A 24,412-nucleotide genomic window follows, 5' to 3' on the forward strand; every position below is an offset into this window, starting at 1 on the left:
CGGGTTGGGGGGGGTCAGGCGGCCGCGGCCTCGGGCAGGGTGCCGCGCAAGGCGGCAGCCACGCTCTTGATCTGCTCGCGCAGCCAGCGACCGGCGTTGGACGAGTGGGTGCGCTCGTGCCAGAGCTGGTAATACATCATGCGGGGAAACACCGGCGGGCACGGCAGGATCTGCACCGGCAGCGCGCCGACGAAACGCTCGCAATACTGCCGGCCCGTGGTCAGCACCAGAAGGCTGCCAGCCACCATGGACGGGATCAGCCCGAAATGCGGGCAGCGCGCGGTGATGTTGCGGGTCAGGCCCTGGGCCGCGAGGTGGTCGTCGATCACGCCCCGGGCGCCCGGGTGCGTGGGGGTCGGCGCGATGTGTTCCGCCGCCAGCCAGGCCTCCAGATCCCAGCCCCGGCGCACCGCCGGATGGTGGCTGGCCACGAGGCTGACCACCTCGTCGCCGAACAAGCGCCCCAGATGCAGGTCGTCCGGGGGTTTGAGCCAGTTGCCGATCACGACCTCGTACTGGCCCTGGGCCAGGTGGCTGCGGTAGTCGGCGTCGGCCGACAGCGGGTGGATCTCGATGTGGCAGTTGGGCGCTGCCGCCTTCACCTGCGACACCAGCTGCGGCAGAAACAGCGGGTCCAGATAGTCGCTGGCGGCCAGGCTGAAGGTGTGGTGCGCGGTGGCCGGATCGAAGGCCCGGGCCTCGGAAAACAGGGTCTCGGCGCTGCGCAGGATGTCGGCCGCCGGCTCGATCATGCGCAGGCCCGCCACCGTGGGCACCATGTTGGAGCCGGAGCGCACCAAAAGCGGATCGCCGGCCAGTTCGCGCAGGCGCTTGAGCGCCGCGCTGACCGCCGGCTGGTACATGCCCAGCCGCAAGGCTGCCCGCGACACGCTGCGCTCCGTGAGCACGGTGTGCAGCACGCGAATCAGGTGCAGGTCAATCTTGTCGAACATGGGCTCGTATTTCATACCCGCCGACTGTATGCGCAGATGGGGGTTTGGGCATTTTCGTCATACGTTTGAGCATATGTTGTGCCACGGGGGCGGGCGCTATGCTGGCACGCATGAAACCCCCTGCCCCCGGACAAACCCTGAGATTTTTGCGCCGCGGCGAACCCGTGACGCTTTCGCACGTCGCCCCCGACCGCACGCTGCTGGAGGTGCTGCGCGAAGACCTGCGCCTGACCGCCACCAAGGAAGGCTGCGGCGAAGGCGACTGCGGCGCCTGCACCGTGGTGCTGGGCGAAGTGGTGAACGGCCAGCTCACCTACAAGGCCATCAACAGCTGCATCCGGCTGGCCCATTCGGTCGACGGCATGGCCGTGTGGACGGCGGAGGACCTGGCCTCGCCCGCCGGGGATCTGCACCCGAGCCAGGAAGCCATGGTGCGCTGCCACGGCAGCCAGTGCGGCTTCTGCACCCCCGGGTTCGTGATGAGCCTGTTCGGCATGTACCAGAACACCGGCGGTGGCCAGGGCATCACGCGCGAACAGGCGCAAGCCGACCTTTCGGGCAACCTGTGCCGCTGCACCGGCTACCGCCCCATTCTTGACGCGGCACAGAGCATGGGCGCCCTGCCGTTGCCCGCCGGTTGTGGCGTGGACGAAGCCGACACCGTGACCGCGCTCAAGGCACTGAAAAAGAAGCCGGCCACCGACACGCCCTACCTGCGCCCCGGCACCCTGGCCGCACTGCTGCAAGCCCGCGCGGCCCACCCCAAGGCCCAGATCGTGGCGGGCTGCACCGACGTCGGCCTGTGGGTCACCAAGATGCACAAGCGTTTCGAGCGCGTGCTCGACGTGACCGGCGCCCGCGAGTTGCAGCGCATCGAGACCTACCCGCACCACATCGCCATCGGCGCGGGCGTCACCCTGACCGACGCGTTCGCCGCCCTGGTGAAAGAACGTCCCCAGCTCAAGACCTTCGGCCAGCGTTTCGCCGGGCTGCCGGTGCGCAACTCGGGCACGCTGGGCGGCAACGTGGCCAACGGCTCGCCCATCGGCGACTCGATGCCGCTGCTGATTGCGCTGGGCGCCAGCATCGTGCTGATGCGCTGGAAGAAGACCGCGGCCGGCGGCGAGATCGCCCATCGCGAGCTGCCCCTGGAAGACCTGTACACCGGCTACCGCACGAACGTCATGCGGCCAGACGAAATCCTGGCCTGGATCAAGGTGCCGCGACCGACCGCGCAAGAACAGGTGCGGGTCTACAAGATCAGCAAGCGTTTCGACGACGACATTTCGGCCGTGTGCCTGGCGATCCGCCTCGGCATCACCGATGGCCGCGTGACCATGGCGTCGATCGGCGCCGGCGGCGTTGCCGCCACCCCCGTGCGGGCGCGCCGGACCGAAGCGGCCCTGACCGGCCAAGCCTGGTCCGAAGACACCATCATGGCCGCCGCCGCGACCTTGCGCGACGAGTTCCAGCCCATCTCCGACATGCGCGCCAGCGCCCACTACCGCACCACCGTGCTGGGCAACCTGCTGCGACGGCTCTGGCTGGAAAGCCAGGGGGCTGCCGTCATCCAGCTGGACAGCCTCCAGAACGTAGAGGCCCTGACATGAACGCTCCCGACCTGAAACTCGTGGTGGACAACAAGGCCCCCCTTGGTGGCACCAACGCCGCTGCCGGCGTTTCGCGCTTCCACGAAAGTGCCCGCGCCCAGGTGGCCGGCGCCGCGACCTACATCGACGACATCCCCGAGGTGCGCGGCACCCTGCACGCCGCGCCGGTGTGTTCCCCGGTGGCGCATGGCCGCCTGAAGGGGCTCGACGCCAGCGCGGCCCTGGCGGTGCCGGGCGTGCGTGGCTTCATCGGCCCTGAGCACATTCCGGGCGACCGCATGCTGGCCGCCTTCGCCCACGACGAGCCCGTGTTCGCCGAAGGCACGGTGCAGTTCCTCGGCCAGGTCGGCGGGCTGATCGTGGCCGACGACGTGATGACCGCACGCCGCGCCGCCCGGCTGGTGAAGTGGGACATCGAAGCGCTGGAGCCCGTGCTGACGCCGCAGCAGGCACACGCCCAACAGAGCTACGTGCTGCCGCCGGTGCACGTGACCCGCGGCGACGCGGCCGCCGCCTTGCAGCGCGCGGCGCACACGCTGACCGGCGCCTTCGAGGTTGGTGGCCAGGAACACTTCTATCTGGAAGGCCAGATCGCCTACGTGCTGCCGCTGGAGCAGAACCAGTGGTGGGTCTACAGCAGCACCCAGCACCCGGGTGAGGTGCAGCACTGGGTGTCGCACGCGCTCGGCCTGGCCAACCATTCGGTCACGGTGGAATGCCGGCGCATGGGCGGCGGTTTCGGCGGCAAGGAAACGCAGGCCGGCCACCTGGCCGTGTGGGCCGCCGTGGCGGCACAGACCTTCCGCTGCCCGGTCAAGCTGCGGCTGGACCGCGACGACGACTTCATGATCACCGGCAAGCGCCACCCGTTTGCCTACCAGTACCAGGTGGGTTTCGATCACACCGGCCGGCTCTGCGGGCTGGAACTGGACATGCTGGCCAACTGCGGTTTTTCCGCCGACCTGTCGGGCCCGGTCGCCGACCGCGCCATCTTCCACGCCGACAACGCCTATTACCTGGAAGATGTCGCCATCCACTCCTACCGCTGCAAGACGAACACGCAGAGCCACACCGCCTACCGCGGTTTCGGCGGACCTCAAGGTGTGATCGTCATCGAGCGCATCATGGGCGACATCGCGCGCCACCTGGGCATCGACGCACTGGACGTGCGGCTGGCCAACCTGTACGGCATCGAAGAGCGCAACGTCACGCATTACCAGATGGCGGTGGAGGACAACATCCTGCAGCCGCTGATCACCACGCTGGCGCAGACCGCGAACTACCGCGAACGCGCCGAGCAGATCGCGGAGTGGAATGCCGGCAGCCCGGTCATCAAGCGCGGCATCGCGCTCACGCCGGTCAAGTTCGGCATCAGCTTCACCGCCACCCTGTTCAACCAGGCGGGCGCGCTGGTGCACGTCTACACCGACGGCAGCGTGCAGGTGAACCACGGCGGCACCGAGATGGGCCAGGGCCTGAACACCAAGGTCGCGGCCATCGTGGCCGACGAACTGGGCGTGCCCTTCGAGCGTGTGCTGTCCACCGCCAGCGACACCAGCAAGGTGCCCAACGCCAGCGCCACCGCCGCCAGCAGCGGCACCGACCTGAACGGCCGCGCAGCCCAGTTCGCGGCGCGCCAGGTGCGCCAGAACCTGGCGGCCTTCGTCGCCGGGCTCGACGGCGTGGGCGCGGGCGCGGTGCGTTTTGAAGGTGGACAGGTCATCACCGAGAAGACCACGCGGACCTGGGAAGCGGTGGTCGGCGCGGCCTATGCCAACCGCATCCAGCTCTGGAGCGACGGCTTCTACCGCACGCCCAAGATCCACTACGACAAGGTGACCATGCTGGGCCGGCCGTTCTACTACTTCGCCTACGGCGCGGCGGTGACCGAAGTCGCCATCGACACGCTGACCGGCGAGAGCCGTGTGCTGAAGGTGGACATCCTGCACGACGTGGGCCGCAGCATCAACCCGGCCATCGACATCGGCCAGATCGAGGGCGGCTTCGTGCAGGGCATGGGCTGGCTGACGACGGAGCAGTTGGTCTGGAACGGCAAGGGCTATCTGCAGACCCACGCGCCCAGCACCTACAAGATCCCGGCCACGGGCGACATTCCCGCGCATTTCAACGTGGCCCTGTGGCCCGAGCCCAACCGCGAGGACAACGTGCACGGCAGCAAGGCTGTGGGCGAGCCGCCCTTCATGCTGGGCATCAGCGTGTTCGAGGCGCTGCGCGACGCGGTCGCGCAGGCCGGCGGGCGGCCGCAGGCGATGAACGCCCCCGCCACAGCCGAAGAGGTGCTGCGGGCCTGCAGCTGACTAACATCCGCGCATGCCGCTCGATCTCGACACCCTCTGGCTTTTCATCCCGGCCTGCTTCGCGCTGAACATGGCCCCGGGGCCCAACAACCTGCTGTCCGTCAGCTACGGCACGCAGCACGGTTTTGCCACCGCCTGCGCCGCCGGGGCGGGCCGCATCCTGGCCTTCGTGGGCATGATTGCGATCGCGGCCACCGGCCTGGCCGTGGCATTGCAGGCGTCGGAAAAGCTGTTCCTGGTGGTCAAGGTCACCGGCGCGCTGTACCTGTTCTGGCTGGCGGTCCAGCTCTGGCGCGCGGCGCCCGCTGCACAAACCGTGGCCACCCCGGCCCGCACGTGCAGCCTGTTTGCGCTGGCCCGGCAGGAATGCCTGGTGGCGGCCGGCAACCCCAAGGCCATCCTGATCTTCACCGCATTCCTGCCGCAGTTTGTCGATCCGGCGCGCCCATCGCTGCCCCAGTTTGCCGTGCTGGGGGCCTTGTTCCTGCTGCTGGAGTGGGTGGCCATTGCTGCCTACGCCTACATCGGCAGCCACCTGCGCCGCTGGTTCTCGGCACCGCACCGCCAGCGTCTGTTCAACCGCCTCTGTGGCAGCCTGCTCGGCGTGGCCGGCGTGGGGCTGCTGGCGGCGCGGCGCGGCAGCGCCTGAGGCCGGCCAGCCAGCCCCTCGGGGCGTCGGGGCCGCCCTGGAGACGCTGTTTATGATCGGCGCATGAGTCTGCCTCCCTGTCCCCAATGCCATTCCGACCTCACCTATGAAGACGGTGCGCTGCTGATCTGCCCCGAATGCGCGCACGAGTGGAGCCCGGATGCGGCCCCCGCCGGCGCCGAAGAGGCCCGGGTCTGGAAAGACGCCTTCGGCAACGTGCTCGCCGACGGCGACAGCGTGACCTTGGTCAAAGACCTCAAACTCAAGGGTTCGTCGGCCGTCATCAAGGTCGGCACCAAGGTCAAGAACATCCGCCTGGTCGAGGGCGACCACGACATCGACTGCAAGATCGACGGCTTCGGCGCGATGCAGCTCAAGTCGGCATTCGTGCGCAAAAGCTGACGTGGCGCGCATCGTCGTCTACTGCCAGCCCGGCGCCAAGCAGACGCAACTGGTCGGCCTGCACGACGGCAAACCCAAGATACAGCTCAAGGCGCCGCCGGTGGATGGCGCGGCCAACCAGGCGCTGATCGGCTTTCTGGCCGGGCTGTGTGGCGTTCCCAAGTCGGCCGTCACGATCGAGCTGGGCAGTTCGGGCCGCACCAAACGCGTGAACGTGGACGGCCTCACCGACGACCGGTTGCGCGCACTGCTGAGCCTGCCACCGTCCTGAGTCGGCGGCCGGGGCCGCTCAGCCGTCCGCACCGAGCTCGCCTTTGCCCAGGCCGTGTTTGCGGATCTTGTCGGCCAGCGTGGTCTTGGCCACCCGCAGCGACTTGGCGGTCTGCATCACGTTGCCGCCGTGGCGCTCCAGCGCGTCGGCGATCAGGCCGCGTTCAAACTGGTTGACCGTGTCGGTCAGCGAGGGAGCGTCGTCACCGGCCGAAGCATCCGCCGGCACCGCGCCCGGCGTGACCCATTGCGGCCCCACGCCAAGCACCATCGCATCGGCCACGTTGCGCAGCTCGCGCACATTGCCCGGCCATTCGCGGGCGATGAGCTGCTGCATCTGCAGCGCCGACAGCACGGGCTGGGGGCGGCCGTAGCGGCTCGCGGCGAGCAGCATGAAGTGCTCCATCAGCATCGGGATGTCGTCGCGCCGTTCGCGCAACGGCGGCAGTTCGATGTTGACCACGTTCAGGCGGTACACCAGATCGGCCCGGAAGCTGCCCTGCTGCGCGCGGGCAAGCAGGTCGTCCTTGGTCGCCGCCACCACGCGCACGTCCACCGGCACGCTCTGGTTGGAGCCCAGGCGCTCGATGCTGCGCTCCTGCAAGACGCGCAGCAGCTTGACCTGCACGCCCTGCGGCATGCTCTCCAGCTCGTCCAGGAACAGGGTGCCCCCATGGGCATGTTCGATGCGTCCGATGCGCCGCTTCTGTGCGCCGGTGAAGGCGCCGGGTTCGTGCCCGAACAGCTCGCTGTCGAGCAGCGTGTCGGGCAGGCCGCCGCAGTTGAGCGCCACGTAGGGCGCCTGGCTGCGCCGCGAATGGTCGTGCAGTGCCCGGGCCACGACCTCCTTGCCGGTCCCGGTTTCGCCACGGATGAGCACGTCGACCGGCGAATCGGCCACCTCCATGACGAGCTGGCGCACGCGCCGGATGGCCGGCGAATCGCCCACGAGCTGCCCTTCGAGCCCTTCGCGCAGCGACAGCGCCCGGCGCAGGTGCGCCACTTCCAGCGTGAGGCGGCGCTTTTCCAGCGCGCGCTGCACCACCTCGATAAGTTGCTCGGGCGAAAACGGCTTGGGAATGAAGTCGTAGGCACCGCTGCGCATGGCCTCGACCGCCAGGGTCACGTCGCCGTGGCCGGTGATCATGATGACCGGCAGATCGGGGTCGATCCCGTGGGCCTGCCGGATCACCGCGAGGCCGTCGGCACCGGGCAGGCGCATGTCGGTCACGACCACGCCGGGCAGGCCGGGCACCAAGCGCGGCAGCAGTTCCTCGGCGCTGCCGAAAGCCTGCACCGCCATGTCGGACAGCTGCAGGGCCTGCACGCAACCGAGTTGCACGGCGGCATCGTCTTCCACCAGGTAGACGGTCAGGGAAGGGCTCATGGGGACGGCGGGGTCGGGGCAGGCGCGGCGGGATGCCACAGCGGGATGGTCAGCGAAAAGACGGCGCCGCCACCCGCCGCGTTGCGGGCCTGGAGGCTGCCCCCGAATTCTGCGGCAATATCCTGACAGATCACCAGGCCCAGTCCCAGGCCGGCGCCGCTGGCCTTGGTGGTGTAGAAGGGCTGGAACAGGTGCGCCAGGTCGGTCTCGCTCAGGCCCTTGCCGCTGTCCTGCACGTGCACCACCAGCCAGTCGGTGTCGGGCGCGGCGTCGATGGTCAGCCGCCGCTCGGGCGACTCGCGCATGGCGTCGAGCGCGTTGCCGAACAGATTGATCAGCACCTGCTCCAGCCGGTTGGCGTCGCACCACACGGTCCAGCGGCCGGGCGGGCAGCGGTTGTCGATCGACACCTTGTCCTGCCGCAGGCGCAGCTGGAACAGGAACAGCGCCTGTTCCACCACCCGGCCGGGGTCGGTGGGCTCGGGGCTGGCCACCGACTTGCGCGAGAAACTTTTGAGCGGCTCGATGATGCGCGCCATCTGTTCCACCAGGCGCGACATGATCGACAGGTTCTCCTGCGCCTGCCCGGCATTGCCGCGCCGCAGGAATTCGGCCGCGTTGCCGGAGAGCGTGCGGATCGCGCCCAGTGGCTGGGTCAGCTCGTGCGTGATGCTGGCGGCCAGTTGTCCGAGCACCGCCATCTTGCCGGCGTGCACCAGTTCGTCTTGCGCCGAGCGCAGGGTCTTTTCGGTCTGTTCGCGTTCGGCCACTTCGCGGCGCAACTGCACGTTGGTGTCGGTGAGCTCCTGGGTGCGCCGACCGACTTCCAGCTCCAGCTCGGCGTTGATCTTCTCCAGCAGCTGTTTGGCGACGATCTTCTGGCGCTCGATCCGCCGCCGCTGCGACCCGTACAGCAGCAGCAACAGCAGGAAAGCGGCCGCCACCGCCCCGCCCACCCCGTCGAGCAAGGCCTGCTGATGCACCGACGCCAGGCTGGTGAAGATCAGCACCCGCCAGTCCATGCCGTCCAGCGAACGCCCCAGCACCAGGTACCCCGCAGGGCTGGGCGGCAGGCCCGGGTCGGGCTGGCGTGCGATGTCGCCGGCCGAGATGAAGCCCTTGGCTTCCTGGCGCTCTTCGTCCACCGACAGCGGCACACGCAACGGAAACTGCGGCAGGTGCAAAGCGCCGTAGATGCGGGTGAGGTGCAGGTCGACCCGGCGGTCGGGCGTCAGCGGCACCATCGTGGTGTAGCGCCACGGCGCCTGCGAAGACAGGATGACGACCTGGTTCGCGTCGGCCACCAGCGCGGGTGCGCCGAGCATGCCCCAGGTCTGCTCCAGCGCCGCCAGGCCGATCTTGATCACGGCCACGCCCATGACGCGCGAGCCATCGTAGATCGGGTGCGAGACGAAGTAACCCGGGCGCCCACCGGTGCCGATGGCGAAATGGCGCGTGGCGCGGCCGGCCAGCGCTTCGAGGTAATACGGGCGGAAGGCCACGTCCTCGCCCAGCCTGCTGTCGTCGGGCAGCCGCGCATTGCTCGACGCCAGCACGGTCCCGCGCACGTCGAGCACGAACACCGCTTCGCTGCCCAGGTGGGCGTTCAGGCGGGTCAGGTAGTCGCTGGCCGGGCGGGCCTGGGCCACCCCGGGGTCCTGCAACAGGCGCACCACCACCGGGTTGAGCTGGATGGTCGCGGGCACGGGCTCCAGCCGCCGCACCCGCCCTTCGACCACCGAAGCGAACAGGTCGAGCCGCCCGTTGCTGGCCGCCTTCAGGCTGGCGGTGCCGCGATCAAAGCTGCGCCCGTAGACCAGGGCCCCCACCACGCCGATGAGCGCGATCGCCGCCAGCGCCAGCAGCACGCGCCGCAGCGCCGGCACCGGCGGGCGGGCGGGAGCCAGGGCAGCGGTTTCCAGGGATGCGGCAGAACGGATGGCAGCCTCTCGGAGGGACGCGGCCCTTCAGGGCCTCAATGGGCGAGGATTTTCGACAAAAAGTCCTTCGCCCGGGGCGAACGGGCGTCGGGATTGCCGAAAAACTCGTCCTTGGGGCAGTCTTCGATGATCTTGCCCGCGTCCATGAAGATCACGCGGTGGCTCACCTTGCGCGCAAAGCCCATCTCGTGCGTCACGCACATCATGGTCATGCCCTCGTGGGCCAGTTGCACCATCACGTCCAGCACCTCGCCCACCATCTCCGGGTCCAGCGCCGAGGTCGGCTCGTCGAACAGCATGACGATCGGGTCCATGCTCAGCGCGCGGGCGATGGCCACGCGCTGCTGCTGACCGCCCGAGAGCTGGCCCGGGAACTTGTCCTTGTGCGCCATCAGGCCCACGCGGTCGAGCATCTTCAGGCCGCGGGTCTTGGCCTCGTCGGCGTTGCGGCCCAGCACCTTGATCTGCGCCAGCGTCAGGTTCTCGGTCACCGACAGGTGCGGGAACAGCTCGAAGTGCTGGAACACCATGCCCACGCGGCTGCGCAGCTTGGGCAGGTTGGTCTTGGGGTTGGCGATGCTGGTGCCGTCCACGACGATGTCGCCCTTCTGGAAGGGCTCCAAGGCATTGACGGTCTTGATCAGTGTGGACTTGCCCGACCCCGAGGGGCCGCAGACCACCACCACCTCCCCCTTCTGGATGGCGGTGGTGCAGTCGGTCAGCACCTGGAAGCTGCCATACCACTTGGAAACGTTCTGGATATCGATCATGGGAATGGCTCCTCAGCGGATGATGGCGATCTTCTTCTGCAGGCGGCGCACCAGCATCGACAGCGAGAAGCAGATGATGAAATAGACGGCGGCGGCGATGAGGTAGGTTTCGACCGGGCGGTTGAAGTTCTTGCCCGCCACCTCGAAGCCCTTGAGCAGGTCGTAGGCGCCGATGGCGTACACCAGCGAGGTGTCCTGGAACAGGATGATGGTCTGGGTCATCAGCACCGGCAGCATGTTGCGGAAGGCCTGCGGCAGCACGATCAGCTGCATGGTCTGGCCGTAGGTCATGCCCACCGCGTAGCCCGCGTGGACCTGTCCCCTGGGCACGCTCTGGATGCCGGCGCGCATGATCTCGGAGTAGTAAGCCGCTTCGAACACCGTGAAGGTGATGATGGCCGACAGCTCCGCCCCCATGGGCTTGCCGATGAGCATCGGGATCAGCAGGAAGAACCACAGAATCACCATCACCAGCGGGACGGAGCGCAGCGTGTTGACGTAGGCTGCCGCCGGCAGCACCAACCACTTCTTGCCCGACAGGCGCATCAGCGCGAGCACCGTGCCCAGCGCGATGCCGCCGATCATGGCCACCAGGGTCAGTTGCACCGAAAAGACCAGGCCCTTGAGCACGAAGCTCGAAAACACCGACCAGTCAAAAAAAGCAAAGTCGAGATTCATCGCGGTTCTCCAGCAGGCAGGCCCACAGCGATGGGACGCCCATGGCCAGAGGCACCGTGGAACGGGTTTTGCCCGGCCACAGATGCCGTTCCCTTCCCGCCGCGGGCGAGAGAGGAGGAAGCCGCGAAGCGGCGCAGGGGGTGCTTCATGTCAATGCCCTCCGATCATGCCGGGCACCTGCACGCGGTGCTCGATGAACAGCGCAATGCGGTTGATGACAAACGCCGAGACAAAGTACAGCCCGGTTACGGCCAGGTAGATTTCGATGCCGCGCGAGGTCTCTTCCTGCGCCTGCATCGCGAACATGGTGAGTTCGGCGATCGACACCGCGAAGGCCACCGACGAGTTTTTGACGATGTTCATGCTCTCGCTGGTCAGCGGCGGGATGACGATGCGGAACGCCATCGGCAGCAGCACGTAGCGGTAGGTCTGCGGCAGCGTCAGCCCCATGGCCAGCCCCGCATAACGCTGGCCCTTCGGCAGGCTCTGGATGCCCGCCCGCACCTGCTCGGCAACCCGCGCCGACGTGAAGAAACCCAGGGCGATCACCACCAGGATGAAGCTGGGCACGTCCTTGAGCGGCGGCACCAGCGCCGGCACCACGTGGTACCAGAGAAACACCTGGACCAGCAGAGGGATGTTGCGGAACAGCTCGGTCCAGGCATTGCCAAGGGCCACCAACCATTTGTTGGGCGTGGTGCGGAAGATGCCCATCACCGCGCCGACCGCCAGCGCCACCACCAGCGCCAGCAGCGCCACGGACAGGGTCCAGCCCCAGGCCGAGAGCATCCAGTCCAGGTAGGTGATGTCGCCGCCGTCGCCGAAGCAGCGCGGGCGGACCTCACCGTCAATGGTGTCCTTGCAGAACACCTGCCAATCCCATGAACTCATGGCGATTCCCCAAAGTCAACAGAAGAACAAACGAAATCGGCGCCAAAGGCCGACAGCCCCAAAGCCTGCACGCAAGCCCGATGCCACACCCCGCGCAGCGTGGAGGCCGCGTGACATGGCCGGATTCCCGCCTGCGCGGGAATGACGGTGCCTGCACGCCAGCGCCCGCACAGCGGGGGAGCGGGCCAGCCGCCGGGCCGCCCCAAGGCAGGCCCAGCCCCCTCGGGGACAGCGACCCGCGCAGCGGCGGAGCGTGGGGGCATCACTTCTTCGCGTAGTCTTCCATCGGCTTGTCGTTGGGGTTGGTCCAGGCCGCCTTGGTGGCGTCGTTGACGGGCATGCCGACCTTGGTGTTGGCCGGCGGAATCGGCTGCTCGAACCACTTGTTCCAGATCGAGGCGATCTCGCCCGACTTCATCACCGCCTTGAGGCTGTCGTCCACGGCCTTCTTGAACGCCGGGTCGTCCTTGCGGATCATGATGGCGATCGGCTCCACCGACAGCACCTCACCCACGATCTTGAAGTCGGCCGGGTTCTTGGCCTTGGCGATGTTGCCGGCCAGGATGGCGCCGTCCATCACGAAGGCGTCGGCACGACCGCTTTCGAGCAGCAGGAAGCTGTCGGCGTGGTCCTTGCCGAAGACCTCCTTGAAGTCCACACCGTTGGCACGTTCGTGCTTGCGCAGGGTCTGCACGGAGGTGGTGCCGGTGGTGGTGGCGATGGTCTTGCCGGCCAGTTGGGCAATGCTGGTGATGCCGGAGTTGGCCTTGACGGCAATGCGCACCTCTTCCACGAAGGTGGTCACGGCAAAGGCCACGTCCTTCTGGCGGGTGGCGTTGTTGGTGGTCGAACCGCACTCGATGTCGACGGTGCCGTTCTGCACCAGCGGGATGCGGTTCTGCGACGTCACGGGCTGGTACTTGATGTCCAGCTTGGTCAGGCCGAGCTGTTTCTGCACGTCGGCCAGCACGCGCTGGCACAGCTCCACGTGGTAGCCCACGTACTTGCCGTCACCCAGCGTGTAGGACAGCGCGCCGGAGCTTTCGCGCACCCCCATCGTCACGGCGCCCGAGTCCTTGATCTTCTTCAGGGTGTCGTTGGCCTGGGCCATGACCGTCGAGCTGGCCAGAACAGCCGCGGCTACAAACAATGCTTTTTTCATAAGGGCACCTTCATGTGGTGGGTTGGGAAAGAAGGACTTGCGCGCCGCAGAAGGCGCGCTCATCCCAGAGGAACATCGTTGGGCGCGCGGAACAGCTCCAGCAGCGCATCCGGTGGCGGCAGATCGAGGTTCAGGCCCCTGGGCGGGATGGGGCTCTGGAACCAGCGGCGGTACATCTTCAGGGCCTCGCCCGACTGCATCACGCGGGTGAGGCTGCGGTCCACGACGGCCTTGAAATCCGCGTCGTCCTTGCGCAGCATGCAGCCGTAGACCTCGGTCGCCATCGGTTGCCCGACCACCACCCAGTCATCGGGGCGGTCGGCTTTGGCGCGCAGGCCATAGAGCATGGCTTCGTCCATCAGGAACGCATCGGCGCGGCCGGCCTGCACCATGGCAAAGGCCTCACCGTGGTCGCGCGCGCGCAGGATTTCGGTGCGCAGGCCCGTGGCCTCGATCAGCAGCAGCAACTGGCGTTCGCTGGTCGTGCCGCCGGTGACCATGACGCGGCGCCCGCGCAGGTCTTCCAGGCGTTCAATGCCCGAGCTGCGCCGGGTGATCAGGCGCGAACTGGTCACGAAGATCGACACCGAAAAGCCGACCCGGCTGGCGCGGGCCAGGTTGTGGGTGGTGGAGCCGCATTCCAGGTCGACCGATCCGTTCTGCAACAACGGGATGCGGTTCTGCGAGGTCACGGGCACCAGCTTCACGGCCAGTGCCGGCAGCCGCAGCTCGGCCCGGATGTCGTCGACCACCCGCAGCATCAGCTCGTGCGAATAGCCCACCACCTGCCGGCGGTCGTCGTAATAGGAAAAAGGCACCGACGACTCGCGGTGCCCCAGGCTGATGGTGGCGGTCTGCGAAATCTTGTGCAGCGTGCCGGGCGGCGGCGGCTCCGCATGCGCCACCAGAGCGCACGCCACGGACATCAGACAGAAGGGGATGAAACGCATGAAAAGGGCTGACTTTGGACGCCCTCAGTGCAAGCCGTGTGCCACTCCGGGCAAACCCTGTGCTTTTCCTGCCGCTGGTGCAGCTTTTCCCTTCCCCGGTGCACCAAACACCACTTTGGGCCGGGCTGGCGGCCGGTTTTCCGTCGCCTCCCAAAACCCTTTCGACGGAATTCCGTCCATGCCATCCGGAAAGCCATGCCCTCCTAGAATGGGCCGCATGAACCCTCCCTCTTCCCCTTCCCTGCGGATCGCCGTCATGGGGGCAGGCGCTGTCGGCTGCTTCTACGGCGGCATGCTGGCGCGCGCCGGCCATGCGGTCACCCTCATCGGCCGTGCCGCCCACGTCCAGGCCGTCCGGGCCCATGGCCTGCGCATGGACACCCGGCAGTTCGACGAGGCCGTCGCGATGGCGGCCAGCACCGAAGCCGCCGCCGTGGCGGGCGCCGATGTGGTGCTGTTCTGCGTGAAGTCGCCCGACACCGAAACCGCTGGCGCCCAGATCCGCCCGCACCTGGCGCCGGGCGCCCTGGTGCTGTGCCTGCAGAACGGTGTGGACAACGCCGACCGTTTGCGCACCGTGCTGCCGGACCACGAAGTGGCCGCTGCGGTGGTCTATGTGGCTACGGAAATGGCGGGGCCCGGCCACCTGCGCCACCACGGGCGCGGGGAACTGGTGATCGAACCCGCTCACCGCAGCGAGGCCGTGGCCCGTGCGCTGATCGCCGCCGGCGTGTCGGCCGAGGTCAGCGACAACGTGCGCGGGGCCCTGTGGGCCAAGCTGATCCTCAACTGCGCCTACAACGCGATGTCGGCCCTGGGCCGCATCGTCTACGGCGAACTGGTGCAGCAGCCGGGTGCGACGGCGGTGATGCGCGATGTGGTGGCCGAGTGCCTGGCCGTCGCCGACGCCGACGGCGTGGTGGTGCCCGGCGATGTGAATCTGGCGGTGCGACGCATCGCCGAGACCATGCCGGGCCAGTATTCGTCGACCGCGCAGGACCTGATGCGCGGCAAGCCCAGCGAGATCGATCACCTCAACGGTTACGTCGTGCAGCGCGGCGACGCGCTGGGAGTGCCCACGCCGGCCAACCGCACGCTCTGGACCCTGGTCAAGCTGGCGGAACGCCACGCGGCGATCAGCCCGCCCCCCGCGCTTCCAGCCTGAGGGTCACCCGCGCCAGCAGCCCCCCGTCCGGGTGGTTGCTCAGCACGATGTCGCCGCCGTGGCGGCGCACGGCATTGCGCGCGATCCACAACCCCAGGCCGTTGCCCTGGCTGTTGGCCTGCCGGCCGTGCTCCAGGCGCAGATACGGGTCGAATATGCGTTCCAGCGCCGCCTCCGGCAGACCGGGGCCGTGGTCCCGGATGCGGATGACCGCAAAACCCGCTTCTTCGGCCATGTCCACCTCCACGCTGTGGCCATAACGCAGGGCGTTGTCGATCAGGTTGCCCAGCGCCCGCTTGAGCGCCAGCGGTTTGCCCGGCACGGTGAGCGGCAGCGTCTGCAGGCGCAGCGGCGCACCGGCGCCGGTCGCAGCCTCGGTGAGCGAGCGCAGCAAAGCGTCCAGCGGCACCGCGACGGTCGCCTCGGGCAGCTCGGCCCCCTGCATCGTGGTCAGGGCGCCCTGCAGCATGGTCCCGATCTCCTGCAGATCGCTCTTGAAGCCGGCCCGCAGCTCCGGGTCGTCCAGCAGCTCGGTGCGGAAACCCAGCCGCATGATGGGTGTCTTCAGATCGTGCGACACGCTGCGGAACAGGGTTTCGCGGTCGCCGATGTTGCGCTGGATCTGGGCCTGCATTTCGTTGAAGGAATGGGCCAGCCGGCGCACTTCCAGCGGCCCCCTCTCGGGAATGTGGTCGACCGTGAGATCGCGCGCGAACGCCGAAGCGGCCTGGTCCAGGCGCGCCAGTGAGCGCGTGACCCCGCGCGCCACCACGACCATGACCAGCAACACCGACAGCAGCCCCGCAAACATCAGCAGCAGCCGGTCGGGCGCGTAGGGATTGGCCTGCAGAAACAGGCCGGGATTGGGCAACGCCGATGCGAGCAGCAGCCAGTTGCCCGGCTCCAGACTGGTCTGCACCACCAGCACCGGCTGGCTCTCGTGGCGGGGCAGCCCCGACGCCTCGACCCAGCGCTGCGGCAGATCGGCCAGCGTGGTGCGGTCGTCGCCCACGATCAGGCGGTCGCTGGGCACCAGGTGCACCCGCGCGCCCGAAAGCCCTTCCCGCGCCAGCTCGCGGCCCAGCTCTTCTTCGACCAGGCCCACCATCATCCCGGGCAGTTCGCCGCTTGCGGCGCCGGGTTGCGGCAGCAAGGTCCGGTTGAACTGCATGAGGAACCGCGATCCGCCCGTGGTGCGCAACTGGTCGACGAGCAAGGGCCGGTACTGCACGGGCAGCGCCTTCATGAAACGCGAAGCCTGCACCACCGCGGGCGTCAGCAAGCCCGCCGTCTGCAGCACCTGCAGGCGGGCCTGATCGCGCAGCTGGTGGGTCCAGATCCCGAGCACCAGCCCCTGGCTCGCCAGCGCGCCCAGCAGCATGAACAGGATGATCCGGTTGCGCAGCGAGGCCGGCAGCAGCCGATGGCCCCAGCGCGCCAGGCGCCCGCCGTCGAACGGTGCGCTCGCCTCGCTCACGCCAGCCCCCATCGGTTGAGTTGGGCCATCTGGCGCCAGACGGTGCGCGCACTCAGCGCTGGCTGCCCCACGTAATCCCTCAGGAGCTGAGCCATCAGATCACTGCGCAGGCCATGGAAACCGATGCGGTGCGCGAGCCCAGCCACCATGCGCAGCCCCGGCTCTGAAAGCGCCATCCAGTGCTGGCGGTGCGCCGGATCGGACGAATAGGCCGTCAGCGCGCGCAGCACCGGCACCGACCCCTTGGCGCTGTTGTAGGCCACTTGCACGGCCGGCGACAGCAGCACCTGCGCGAGCGCCTGCACCTCGGCCTTGCGTTCGGGCGGGGTGTCGAACGCGGCCAGGCTGTCCACCTGGAACAGAAACAGGTCTTCGGTGCCCGGTACTTCGGTCACCACGTAGTCGCGCCCTTCACGCAGCCCCCACGCGGCCAGTTCGCCCCGGCTCCAGTCGGGCATGAACCACAGCCCCGCCCGCCCGAGAAGAAATTCGCGCCCGGCCTGAGCCCACCCGGTCATGCGGCGTTGCGCCACCGGCACCAGCCCGCGCAGCCGGCGCAGGCGTTCCAGCGCGGCCGCCACCCCCGGCTGCTCCCAGCCCCCGGGGCCGGACAGGGCCTCGAACCCCTGCGCCCCCAGCTCCGACAGCAACAGATTTTCAAACAGGTGCAGCAGTTGCCAGCCCTGATCGCTCCACACCAGCGGCGCGATGCCCTCGCGGTCGAGCGCCCGGGCCGCCTCCTGCAACGCGTCCCAACTGGTGGGCTGCGGCAGGCCGAGCCGGTCCCAGTGGCCCTTGTGGCAGACCAGGGTGTTGAGCCGGTGCACGCCCAGCGGAATGCCCATCACCCGGCCACCGACCCGCACCGCGTCCAGGGCCTGCGGCAGCAAACCACCCAGCCAGGCCGGCGCCGCCGCACCGTCCTGCGCCAGTTCGGCCAGGAAATCACCCTCCCCCAGCTGGCGCAGATGGCCCGCCGGCACATGGGCCAGATCGGGGGGGTCGCCCGACAGCAAGCGTGTGCGCAGCACCGTGGCGGCCGAAGGCCGCGCGCCGCCGGGCACGGCCGCATTGCGCCAGACCTTGTGGTCGTGATTGGCGACCGATTCCAGCGCGTCCAGCGCCAGCCGCTCACTCGACGACGTCCACCAGTGCAGCACCTCCAGCGGCCCACTGTCGGCCGCGCGCAGTGCCGATCTGGCAGGGTCTGCCAGACCGGACAGCGCCACTGCCAGATACTTGCACGTCAACCGCCGTTGCCGGCGCCATCTGTCCATAAGCTTTCAACCCCAACGACGGATCGCATCCCATATGTCTGTTTCTTTTTTTCGATGACCAGGATGCCTGTTTCTGCCTTCGCCATTTGCAGCCTGATCCCCGTGCGGCGTCGGGTTCACCGTGCCCTGAACCGCGCCGTCACCGCACTGTACCGCTGGATCGCCGTGGTCCTGCTGGGAACTTGCGCAACAGCGGCAACGGCAACGGCAACGGCCCAGACGCTGATCCTGGAAAGCTGGCGCCCGGAAGACCAGGTGCTGTGGGACAAAACCCTGCTGCCCGCGTTCGAACAGGGGCACCCCGGCATCCGGGTCCGCTTTGCGCCCACCGTGCGCGTGCTCTACGACCAAGCCCTGACCACCCGGCTTGAGCGGCGCATGGCGGGCGACCTCATCAGTTGCCGGCCCTTCGACGCGGCCCAGCGCCTGTTCCGGCAAGGCCATCTGGTCGCGCTCGATGGCCTGCCCGCCCTGAACCAGTTTCCGGCCAACGCCCTGCGCGCCTGGCAGACCGAAGATGGCCGCCACACCTACTGCCTGCCCGTGGCGTCGGTGACACACGGCATCTTCTACAACCGCGCGCTGTTCCGGCATCTGCGCCTGACCCCGCCGCGCGACGAGGCCACATGGCTGGACGCGATGGCACGCCTGCGGGACATCCCCGGACTGACCCCGTTGGCCTTCGGCACCGCCGACCGCTGGGAAGCCCACCAGCTGCTGTTCACCACCCTGGGCCCCAGCCGCTGGGAGGGCGAGGCGGGCCGCCAGCGCCTGCTGGCCGGCAAGGCCCGGCTGACCGATCCGCCCTTCGTCGACACCTGGGCCCTGATGGAGCGCCTCACGGACTACATGCCGCCCGACTACATGACGCTGGGCTACGAAGAAGCCATGGACATCTTCGGCCGCGGCGCAGCCGGCATGCGCCCGGGAGGCTCGTGGGAAATCCAGGCCCTGCGCCGCTACCGCTGGCTGGATCTGGACGCGTTCCCGCCGCCGGCCGTGCAGGCCGGCACTCCCTGCCAGGTCACCGACCACATGGATCTGGGCATCGGCATCAATCCGGCCAGCCCGAACGTGCAGGCCGCCCGGGTCTTTCTGGACTGGCTGGCGTCGCCCGCCTTCAGCCAGCTCTATGCCAACGCGGCCATCGGTTTCTATCCCCTGTCGAAGCACCCGGTCACCATCCGGGATCCGCTGGCCGAACGCATGCGCCAGTGGCGCCAGCAGTGCCAGACCACCATCCGGCTCAACGCCGACCAGATCAATGGCGACGACAGCGGGATGGAAGAGGCCTTCTGGAACGCGGGCGCGATGGTGATGGACCACCACCTCTCGCCAGCGCAGGCGGCTGCGCGCCTGCAGCGGCGCCTGGACCAGCAACGGGCGCAGGAGCGCCCGCCACGCCGCCCGGGCAACGATCGCGCCACCGCGCCGTGAGGCGCACGCCAGACCGGGCCATCACCGAAGCGCTTGCCAGCCGCATTTGCCTACCTTATAGTAGGCAAATGCCTGCCGCCACCGTCTCCCGCCACACGCAGACCGACACCCGCCAACTCATCCTGCGGCTGGCGCGCGAACTGCTGCTCACACGCTCCTACCTGGGCCTGAACTTCCAGGCGCTGGCCGACCAGGTCGGCATCCGCAAGGCCAGCCTTTACCACCACTTTCCGTCCAAAGAAGCGCTCGGCGTGAGCCTGGTGGACGAAGCCCGACAACGCTTCGAACGCTGGCAGGCCGGCGTCACCAGCGAACCCGCTGCGCGCCAGGTGCTGGCCTACATCCGCCTGTTCCGCGACCAGATCGGTGCCGGCACCCGGGTCTGTCCGGTGGGGGCCACCGCCGGCGAATGGAGTTGCCTGGAGCCTTCGCTGCAAAGTGCCGTGCAGGCGCTCTGGCGCACCCAGACCGACTGGCTGACCGGGGTGTTCCAGCGGCTCGATCTGCCGGCCCCGTCGGGGAGCAGCGGCCCGGACGCCGCCCGGCAATGGGCCACCCACGTCAGCGCGGTCTGCCAGGGTGCCCTGATGCACGCCCGCGTCCAGAGCGACCCGAAAGTCTTCGATGCGGCGGTTGCCCCGCTGATCGACCGCCTTCCCCGCGCCTGACCCCTCCTCGCCCGCACAGGCCTGCCTGTGCGTTTTTTTGCCCTTTTAAACTACCTTTTGGTAGGTAGATATGCAAACCTCTTCACCCACCCCATCACCCTGGCCCGTCTTCTTCACCGCCAGCGTGGCGGTGTTCCTGGTCTCGCTCGACGCCACCGTGCTGTTCGCCGCGTTTCCGGCCCTGCGGCAGAGTTTCGCAACCGCCGCGACCACCGACCTGTCCTGGGTGATCAACGCCTACACCGTGGTCTACGCCGCGCTGCTGGTGCCCGCCGGCCGGCTGGCCGACACGCACGGCCGGCGGCGCATGTTCCTGCTCGGCCTGGGCCTGTTCCTGCTGGCCTCGCTGGCCTGCGGTCTGGCGCCCGGGGTGGGGGCACTGGTGGCGACGCGGGCCGTGCAGGCCGCCGGTGCTGCGCTGCTGACGCCCGCTTCCCTGTCCATCGTGCTGGCCGCCTTCCCGGTGGAAAAGCGGGCCGTGGCCGTGAGCCTCTGGGGCGCGGTGAGCGGGCTGGCCGCCGCCGTCGGCCCCAGCCTGGGGTCGTGGCTGGTCGACAGCCTGGGCTGGCGCTGGGCGTTCTTCATCAACCTGCCACCGGCACTGTGGTCGCTGTGGCGCGCCCGATCAAGACTCGCCCCCGATGCGGCGCCGGCCGCGCCACGGCGCGTCGACGCGGTGGGCGTGCTGCTGCTGATCGCTGCCGTGGGTGCGCTCACGGGCGGGGTACTGCACCTGGAATCGCACGCCTGGTACCAGCCGCCGGTGCTGGTGGCCCTGCTGGCCGGCCTGGCCGTGCTGGCGCTGTTCGTGGCCTGGGCCCGCCGCCACCCCGCGCCCGCGGTGGACCTGCGCCTGTTCGCCCACCCCACCTACCGCGCGGTCAACCTGGCCACGCTGGCCTTCGGCACCGCCTTCGCCATGATGTTCTTCGGCTTCTTTTTCTTCATGACCGGGATCTGGCACTACAGCCTGCCGCGCGCCGGCCTGGCCATGACACCGGGCCCGTTGATGGTGGTGCCCACAGCCCTGCTGGCCGGGCGCATCGCCGCGCGTGCCGGGCACCGGCCGGTGCTGATCGCCGGCTGCCTGCTGGTGGCCGCCGGCGGCCTGTGGCAAGCCCATGTGCCCGGCCTGACCCCCGCCTACCTCACGCACTGGCTACCGAGCCAGCTCATGACCGGCATCGGTGTCGGTCTGGCCATGCCCTCGCTGGCGGGCGCCGCCGTGGCCAGCCTGGGGCCGACCCACTTCGGCGTCGGCAGCGCCGTCAACCAGGCGGTGCGCCAGTTCGGCAGCGTGCTCGGCGTGGCTCTAACGGTGGTGATGCTCGGGGGAGCCGTTTTCACCCTGGCCGACTATCAGAAGCTGAGCCACAGCTACGCCGCCCTGTCCCTGCTGGCGGCCGTGTTGTGCCTACCGGTCAACACCCGCCCTGCCCGTTGATGACCAACCTGTCCCCACCCCAGTCCGCCCCGACCGACCCGGTCCTGCAGGCCGCGCAGCAGGTCCTTCGCGTCAAGCCCAGCCCACCCCGCGCCTGGCCCACCGGCACCGTGAGCACCACCTTCGACATCGAGGCCCCGGCCGGTTGGCCCGACGGCCCCCGCGTGCCGGTGACCCTGCATCGCCGTGGTGAGGGCCCAGCGGTCCTGCTGGTGCACGGCTGGCAGAGCCAGGCCGCCGACCTGATGCCCCTGGGCGACGCCCTGATCGCGGCCGGCTTTTCGGTCTGGGCGCCCGACCTGCCCGGCCACGGCCATTCCGGTGGCCAGCACCTGGCCATCCCGCAGGCGGCCAACGCCTTGCGCGAGATCGGCCGGCTCGCCGGGCCGTTCGCGCTGGCCATCGGCCACTCCTACGGCGGCGCCAGTCTGGTGCACGCGCTGGCGCAGGGCCTGGCTGTCCAGCGGGTGGTGCTGCTCGCCGCCCCCACCCACTACGGCCAGTTCGTCCGCCTCGCGGCACGGCAACGCGGCCTCGATGCCGCGCAGACCGAGGCCCTGCTGGCGCGCCTGCACGAAGTCACTGGCGAACACCCGGACCGCATCGACATGGCGCGGCAGGCCGAGGCGCTGAGCGCACCGGCTTTGCTGATGCATTCGGCCGACGACACCGTGGTGCCGGCCGCTGGCCTGCACGCCGTGGCACAGCGTTGGCGCGGCGCGCGCTGGCACCCGCTGGAAGGGCTGGGCCATTTCCGCCTGCTGGACGACCCGGGCGTGCTGCAGACCATCCGGCGATTCGCCGCCGAATCCCCCCCGCCAGCGGCCCTCAGCGCTGCGGCGGCATGAAGGCCGTGCTCGCCGGCCGCCCCGGCACCGACAGCACCGCCTGGGCCGGGGCGCTTTGCGCCAGCAGCGCCCCCCGGCGCCAGACCTTCAGCCGCGTGGCGCGCAGGCGGACCGCCTCCACCGGGTTCCGCGCCTGCAGCAGCACGAAGCTGGCGTCCCTGCCGGTCTCGATGCCGTAACCGCCGAGCCCCATCACCTGCGCGGCGTTCACCGTCACCGCGTCGAAGCACTGGCGCATGCCGGCCTGGCTGGTCATCTGGGCCACGTGCAGGCCCATGTGCGCCACCTCCAGCATGTCGCCGCTGCCCAGGCTGTACCAGGGGTCCATCACACAGTCGTGGCCGAAGGCCACCGTCACACCGGCGGCCATGAGTTCGGGCACGCGCGTCATGCCACGGCGCTTGGGGTACGTGTCGTGCCGCCCCTGCAGGGTGATGTTGATCAGCGGGTTGGCCACCGCGCTCACGCCCGCCTCGGCGATCAGCGGGATCAGCTTGCTCACGTAGTAGTTGTCCATGCTGTGCATGGAAGTCAGGTGCGAGCCGTTGACGCGGCCCTGCAGGCCCAGGCGCTGCGTCTCGCAGGCCAGGGTTTCGATGTGGCGGCTCAGCGGGTCGTCGCTCTCGTCGCAGTGCATGTCGACGCGCAGCCCGCGCTGCGCCGCCAGTTCGCACAGCAGCTTCACGCTGGCGGCGCCGTCGGCCATGGTGCGCTCGAAGTGCGGGATGCCACCGACCACGTCCACACCGAGGTCGAGTGCACGGATCAGGTTCTCCATCCCGCCGGGGCTGCGCAGCACGCCGTCCTGAGGAAAAGCCACCAGTTGCAGTTCCAGGTAGGGCGCAACGCGCCGTTTCACTTCGAGCATCGCGCGCACCGGCAGCAGGCTCGGGTCGCTGGTGTCCACATGGCTGCGAATGGCCAGCAGGCCCTTGGCCACGGCCCAGTCGCAGTAGGCCAGCGCGCGCTCGACCAGGGCCTCTTCGGTCAGCAGTGGCTTCAGCTCGCCCCAGAGCGCGATGCCTTCGAGCAGCGTGCCGCTGGCGTTCACGCGCGGCAGGCCGTAGCTCAGCGTGGCGTCCATGTGGAAATGCGGATCGCAGAACGGCGGCGTCAGCAACTGGCCGGCGGCGTCAACCGTCTCGCGGGCCGGGGCCTCCAGCGCGGGGGCGACGTCGACGATGCGGCCGTCCCGCACGGCCACCGACATGCCGGTGCGGCCGTCGGGCAGGGAAGCCTGGGTGATGAGCAGGTCGAGCATGGTGGTTCCGGTGCGGTTTCGTGGGTGGTTTCGGTGATGGGCAACGGACCTTCATGCAGGAAACGCGCCCGCGTGGTCAAGGCAGCAGGGCGGCTCCGCGTTCAACGGCCCAGAACCCCCAGCCCTGCTGATCGATGAGGGACTGGCAACGCCGCGCCAGTGCATCGCTGGCCTCGCGATCCAGCGGCGCGGGGAAATGGGCCATGGCCCGCGCATCGGCATTCAGCGCAGCGAAAGCGGGCAGGTCCTCCTCGCGCCAAGCACGCAGCCGCACGCGCTCGCCGCGCAGCCAATCCGGCGCCACCGACGACCACCCGGCCGGTGCCTGGCGAGAACGCCCGCCGCTCACACCGCGCCGGGCAGCGCGCCCCGCAAGCGCGCCGCATGGTCCTGCAACACGCTGGCCGGCGGGTCCTTGCGCGGCCAGCTCAGCGCAATGCCGTCGTCCTCGTGGCGGGGCACCACATGCAGATGGAAATGGAACACGGTCTGGTCGCCCTCGCGGCCGTTGGCCTGCAGCAGGGTCAGGCCCGGCGGATCGAACACCGCCTTCACCGCCTGCGCCACCCGCTGCGCGGTCTGCATCACGGCGGCGGCTTCTTCGGGCGTGATCTCCAGCAGGTTGGCCGCGTGGCGGCGCGTGGCCACCAGCACGTGGCCGGGGTTGACCTGACCGAGGTCCATGAAGGCGATGGTGAGCGCGTCTTCGTACACGCGAGCAGCGGGAATTTCACCGGCCACCAGGCGGCAGAAAATGCACTGGCCGGGTGGCGAAGTGTCAACGAACTGGGGCATGGAGGAGCTTCCTGTTGGCAAGGTTCGATCAAGCGTACACGCTCTGCCATTCCCCAGGGG

General features: G+C 69.0%; 23 protein-coding genes. 10 read left to right on the top strand and 13 right to left on the bottom strand.

Features of this window, described 5'->3' with window-relative positions; all coding sequences use genetic code 11:
- Nucleotides 1-14: 14 nt before the first annotated feature.
- The gene (locus QQK43_RS10170) at nucleotides 15-968 is read right to left on the bottom strand and encodes a LysR family transcriptional regulator (RefSeq protein ID WP_284307666.1); all 954 of its coding nucleotides are present in this window, start codon (nucleotides 966-968) and stop codon (nucleotides 15-17) included.
- Nucleotides 969-1,063: 95 nt separating this feature from the next.
- Between QQK43_RS10170 and xdhA the strand changes: the two genes are divergently transcribed.
- The 5 genes from xdhA to QQK43_RS10195 all read left to right on the top strand — a co-directional run bounded on the left by xdhA (nucleotide 1,064) and on the right by QQK43_RS10195 (nucleotide 6,203).
- Complete coding sequence (gene xdhA, locus QQK43_RS10175; protein WP_370465253.1) at nucleotides 1,064-2,563, top strand: xanthine dehydrogenase small subunit; 1,500 nt, start codon at nucleotides 1,064-1,066, stop codon at nucleotides 2,561-2,563.
- Nucleotides 2,560-4,881, top strand: coding sequence for a xanthine dehydrogenase molybdopterin binding subunit (xdhB, locus tag QQK43_RS10180; protein WP_284307668.1), 2,322 nt, complete (start codon nucleotides 2,560-2,562; stop codon nucleotides 4,879-4,881). Before xdhA ends, xdhB begins: the two co-directional genes overlap by 4 nt.
- Nucleotides 4,882-4,894: 13 nt before the next feature.
- Complete coding sequence (locus QQK43_RS10185; protein ID WP_284307669.1) at nucleotides 4,895-5,530, top strand: LysE family translocator; 636 nt, start codon at nucleotides 4,895-4,897, stop codon at nucleotides 5,528-5,530.
- A gap of 63 nt (nucleotides 5,531-5,593) precedes the next feature.
- The gene (locus QQK43_RS10190) at nucleotides 5,594-5,932 is read left to right on the top strand and encodes a zinc ribbon domain-containing protein YjdM (RefSeq protein ID WP_234263749.1); all 339 of its coding nucleotides are present in this window, start codon (nucleotides 5,594-5,596) and stop codon (nucleotides 5,930-5,932) included.
- Nucleotide 5,933: 1 nt separating this feature from the next.
- Complete coding sequence (locus QQK43_RS10195) at nucleotides 5,934-6,203, top strand: DUF167 domain-containing protein (RefSeq protein ID WP_284307670.1); 270 nt, start codon at nucleotides 5,934-5,936, stop codon at nucleotides 6,201-6,203.
- A gap of 18 nt (nucleotides 6,204-6,221) precedes the next feature.
- On the opposite strand, the gene QQK43_RS10200 is transcribed toward QQK43_RS10195, so the two are convergent.
- The 7 genes from QQK43_RS10200 to QQK43_RS10230 form a co-directional block, all read right to left on the bottom strand.
- Nucleotides 6,222-7,589 (bottom strand): sigma-54-dependent transcriptional regulator, encoded by a 1,368-nt coding sequence (locus QQK43_RS10200; RefSeq protein ID WP_284307671.1) that lies wholly within the window; start codon nucleotides 7,587-7,589, stop codon nucleotides 6,222-6,224.
- Complete coding sequence (locus QQK43_RS10205; protein WP_284307672.1) at nucleotides 7,586-9,475, bottom strand: sensor histidine kinase; 1,890 nt, start codon at nucleotides 9,473-9,475, stop codon at nucleotides 7,586-7,588. Before QQK43_RS10205 ends, QQK43_RS10200 begins: the two co-directional genes overlap by 4 nt.
- An 89-nt stretch (nucleotides 9,476-9,564) precedes the next feature.
- On the bottom strand, nucleotides 9,565-10,299 hold the full coding sequence (locus QQK43_RS10210) for an amino acid ABC transporter ATP-binding protein (protein ID WP_284307673.1): 735 nt from the start codon (nucleotides 10,297-10,299) through the stop codon (nucleotides 9,565-9,567).
- A 12-nt stretch (nucleotides 10,300-10,311) separates the two neighbouring features.
- Nucleotides 10,312-10,977, bottom strand: coding sequence for an amino acid ABC transporter permease (locus tag QQK43_RS10215; protein ID WP_234263754.1), 666 nt, complete (start codon nucleotides 10,975-10,977; stop codon nucleotides 10,312-10,314).
- Nucleotides 10,978-11,127: 150 nt separating this feature from the next.
- Nucleotides 11,128-11,868 (bottom strand): amino acid ABC transporter permease, encoded by a 741-nt coding sequence (locus QQK43_RS10220; protein WP_284307674.1) that lies wholly within the window; start codon nucleotides 11,866-11,868, stop codon nucleotides 11,128-11,130.
- A 262-nt stretch (nucleotides 11,869-12,130) separates the two neighbouring features.
- Nucleotides 12,131-13,030, bottom strand: a complete 900-nt coding sequence (locus QQK43_RS10225; RefSeq protein ID WP_284307675.1) for an amino acid ABC transporter substrate-binding protein — start codon at nucleotides 13,028-13,030, stop codon at nucleotides 12,131-12,133.
- 59 nt (nucleotides 13,031-13,089) lie between these two features.
- Complete coding sequence (locus tag QQK43_RS10230) at nucleotides 13,090-13,980, bottom strand: transporter substrate-binding domain-containing protein (protein WP_234263757.1); 891 nt, start codon at nucleotides 13,978-13,980, stop codon at nucleotides 13,090-13,092.
- A 217-nt stretch (nucleotides 13,981-14,197) separates the two neighbouring features.
- On the opposite strand from QQK43_RS10230, the gene QQK43_RS10235 reads away from it, so the two are divergent.
- Nucleotides 14,198-15,145 carry a ketopantoate reductase family protein gene (locus QQK43_RS10235; RefSeq protein WP_284307676.1) on the top strand — a complete coding sequence of 316 codons (948 nt, stop codon included), beginning with the start codon at nucleotides 14,198-14,200 and terminating at the stop codon, nucleotides 15,143-15,145.
- Here QQK43_RS10235 and QQK43_RS10240 read toward each other — a convergent pair.
- Nucleotides 15,117-16,622, bottom strand: a complete 1,506-nt coding sequence (locus QQK43_RS10240; RefSeq protein WP_234263759.1) for an ATP-binding protein — start codon at nucleotides 16,620-16,622, stop codon at nucleotides 15,117-15,119. The two genes, QQK43_RS10235 and QQK43_RS10240, sit on opposite strands and share 29 nt — an antisense overlap.
- On the bottom strand, nucleotides 16,619-17,872 hold the full coding sequence (locus QQK43_RS10245; RefSeq protein ID WP_234263760.1) for an ABC transporter substrate-binding protein: 1,254 nt from the start codon (nucleotides 17,870-17,872) through the stop codon (nucleotides 16,619-16,621). The genes QQK43_RS10240 and QQK43_RS10245 overlap by 4 nt, the downstream gene beginning before the upstream one ends.
- A gap of 90 nt (nucleotides 17,873-17,962) precedes the next feature.
- On the opposite strand from QQK43_RS10245, the gene QQK43_RS10250 reads away from it, so the two are divergent.
- The 4 genes from QQK43_RS10250 (at nucleotide 17,963) to QQK43_RS10265 (ending at nucleotide 22,296) form a co-directional block, all read left to right on the top strand.
- Nucleotides 17,963-19,336, top strand: a complete 1,374-nt coding sequence (locus QQK43_RS10250; RefSeq protein ID WP_284307677.1) for an ABC transporter substrate-binding protein — start codon at nucleotides 17,963-17,965, stop codon at nucleotides 19,334-19,336.
- Nucleotides 19,337-19,404: 68 nt separating this feature from the next.
- On the top strand, nucleotides 19,405-20,004 hold the full coding sequence (locus QQK43_RS10255; RefSeq protein ID WP_234263763.1) for a TetR/AcrR family transcriptional regulator: 600 nt from the start codon (nucleotides 19,405-19,407) through the stop codon (nucleotides 20,002-20,004).
- Between the two features lie 70 nt (nucleotides 20,005-20,074).
- The gene (locus tag QQK43_RS10260; RefSeq protein ID WP_284307678.1) at nucleotides 20,075-21,448 is read left to right on the top strand and encodes an MFS transporter; all 1,374 of its coding nucleotides are present in this window, start codon (nucleotides 20,075-20,077) and stop codon (nucleotides 21,446-21,448) included.
- Nucleotides 21,448-22,296, top strand: a complete 849-nt coding sequence (locus QQK43_RS10265; protein WP_284307679.1) for an alpha/beta fold hydrolase — start codon at nucleotides 21,448-21,450, stop codon at nucleotides 22,294-22,296. Before QQK43_RS10260 ends, QQK43_RS10265 begins: the two co-directional genes overlap by 1 nt.
- On the opposite strand, the gene QQK43_RS10270 is transcribed toward QQK43_RS10265, so the two are convergent.
- The 3 genes from QQK43_RS10270 to QQK43_RS10280 all read right to left on the bottom strand — a co-directional run bounded on the left by QQK43_RS10270 (nucleotide 22,277) and on the right by QQK43_RS10280 (nucleotide 24,352).
- Nucleotides 22,277-23,557, bottom strand: a complete 1,281-nt coding sequence (locus tag QQK43_RS10270) for an amidohydrolase family protein (RefSeq protein ID WP_284307680.1) — start codon at nucleotides 23,555-23,557, stop codon at nucleotides 22,277-22,279. The genes QQK43_RS10265 and QQK43_RS10270 overlap by 20 nt on opposite strands.
- A gap of 76 nt (nucleotides 23,558-23,633) precedes the next feature.
- Nucleotides 23,634-23,861, bottom strand: a complete 228-nt coding sequence (locus QQK43_RS10275) for a GNAT family N-acetyltransferase (protein WP_326491048.1) — start codon at nucleotides 23,859-23,861, stop codon at nucleotides 23,634-23,636.
- Between the two features lie 41 nt (nucleotides 23,862-23,902).
- Nucleotides 23,903-24,352 carry an HIT family protein gene (locus QQK43_RS10280; RefSeq protein WP_284307681.1) on the bottom strand — a complete coding sequence of 150 codons (450 nt, stop codon included), beginning with the start codon at nucleotides 24,350-24,352 and terminating at the stop codon, nucleotides 23,903-23,905.
- Nucleotides 24,353-24,412 lie beyond the last annotated feature (60 nt).

The organism is Hydrogenophaga electricum, assembly GCF_030160815.1.
In the GTDB taxonomy this organism is placed as follows: Bacteria; Pseudomonadota; Gammaproteobacteria; order Burkholderiales; family Burkholderiaceae_C; genus Hydrogenophaga; species Hydrogenophaga electricum.

Excerpts from the sequence above, each read along its gene's own strand:
- QQK43_RS10220 (WP_284307674.1), bottom strand. The coding sequence starts at position 11,868 with ATGAGTTCATGGGATTGGCAGGTGTTCTGCAAGGACACCATTGACGGT.
- QQK43_RS10260 (WP_284307678.1), top strand. The coding sequence starts at position 20,075 with ATGCAAACCTCTTCACCCACCCCATCACCCTGGCCCGTCTTCTTCACC.
- QQK43_RS10190 (WP_234263749.1), top strand. The coding sequence starts at position 5,594 with ATGAGTCTGCCTCCCTGTCCCCAATGCCATTCCGACCTCACCTATGAA.
- QQK43_RS10215 (WP_234263754.1), bottom strand. The coding sequence starts at position 10,977 with ATGAATCTCGACTTTGCTTTTTTTGACTGGTCGGTGTTTTCGAGCTTC.
- xdhB (WP_284307668.1), top strand. The coding sequence starts at position 2,560 with ATGAACGCTCCCGACCTGAAACTCGTGGTGGACAACAAGGCCCCCCTT.
- QQK43_RS10265 (WP_284307679.1), top strand. The coding sequence starts at position 21,448 with ATGACCAACCTGTCCCCACCCCAGTCCGCCCCGACCGACCCGGTCCTG.
- QQK43_RS10235 (WP_284307676.1), top strand. The coding sequence starts at position 14,198 with ATGAACCCTCCCTCTTCCCCTTCCCTGCGGATCGCCGTCATGGGGGCA.
- QQK43_RS10170 (WP_284307666.1), bottom strand. The coding sequence starts at position 968 with ATGAAATACGAGCCCATGTTCGACAAGATTGACCTGCACCTGATTCGC.
- QQK43_RS10255 (WP_234263763.1), top strand. The coding sequence starts at position 19,405 with ATGCCTGCCGCCACCGTCTCCCGCCACACGCAGACCGACACCCGCCAA.
- xdhA (WP_370465253.1), top strand. The coding sequence starts at position 1,064 with ATGAAACCCCCTGCCCCCGGACAAACCCTGAGATTTTTGCGCCGCGGC.
- QQK43_RS10280 (WP_284307681.1), bottom strand. The coding sequence starts at position 24,352 with ATGCCCCAGTTCGTTGACACTTCGCCACCCGGCCAGTGCATTTTCTGC.
- QQK43_RS10185 (WP_284307669.1), top strand. The coding sequence starts at position 4,895 with ATGCCGCTCGATCTCGACACCCTCTGGCTTTTCATCCCGGCCTGCTTC.
- QQK43_RS10225 (WP_284307675.1), bottom strand. The coding sequence starts at position 13,030 with ATGAAAAAAGCATTGTTTGTAGCCGCGGCTGTTCTGGCCAGCTCGACG.
- QQK43_RS10210 (WP_284307673.1), bottom strand. The coding sequence starts at position 10,299 with ATGATCGATATCCAGAACGTTTCCAAGTGGTATGGCAGCTTCCAGGTG.
- QQK43_RS10230 (WP_234263757.1), bottom strand. The coding sequence starts at position 13,980 with ATGCGTTTCATCCCCTTCTGTCTGATGTCCGTGGCGTGCGCTCTGGTG.
- QQK43_RS10250 (WP_284307677.1), top strand. The coding sequence starts at position 17,963 with ATGCCTGTTTCTGCCTTCGCCATTTGCAGCCTGATCCCCGTGCGGCGT.
- QQK43_RS10270 (WP_284307680.1), bottom strand. The coding sequence starts at position 23,557 with ATGCTCGACCTGCTCATCACCCAGGCTTCCCTGCCCGACGGCCGCACC.
- QQK43_RS10200 (WP_284307671.1), bottom strand. The coding sequence starts at position 7,589 with ATGAGCCCTTCCCTGACCGTCTACCTGGTGGAAGACGATGCCGCCGTG.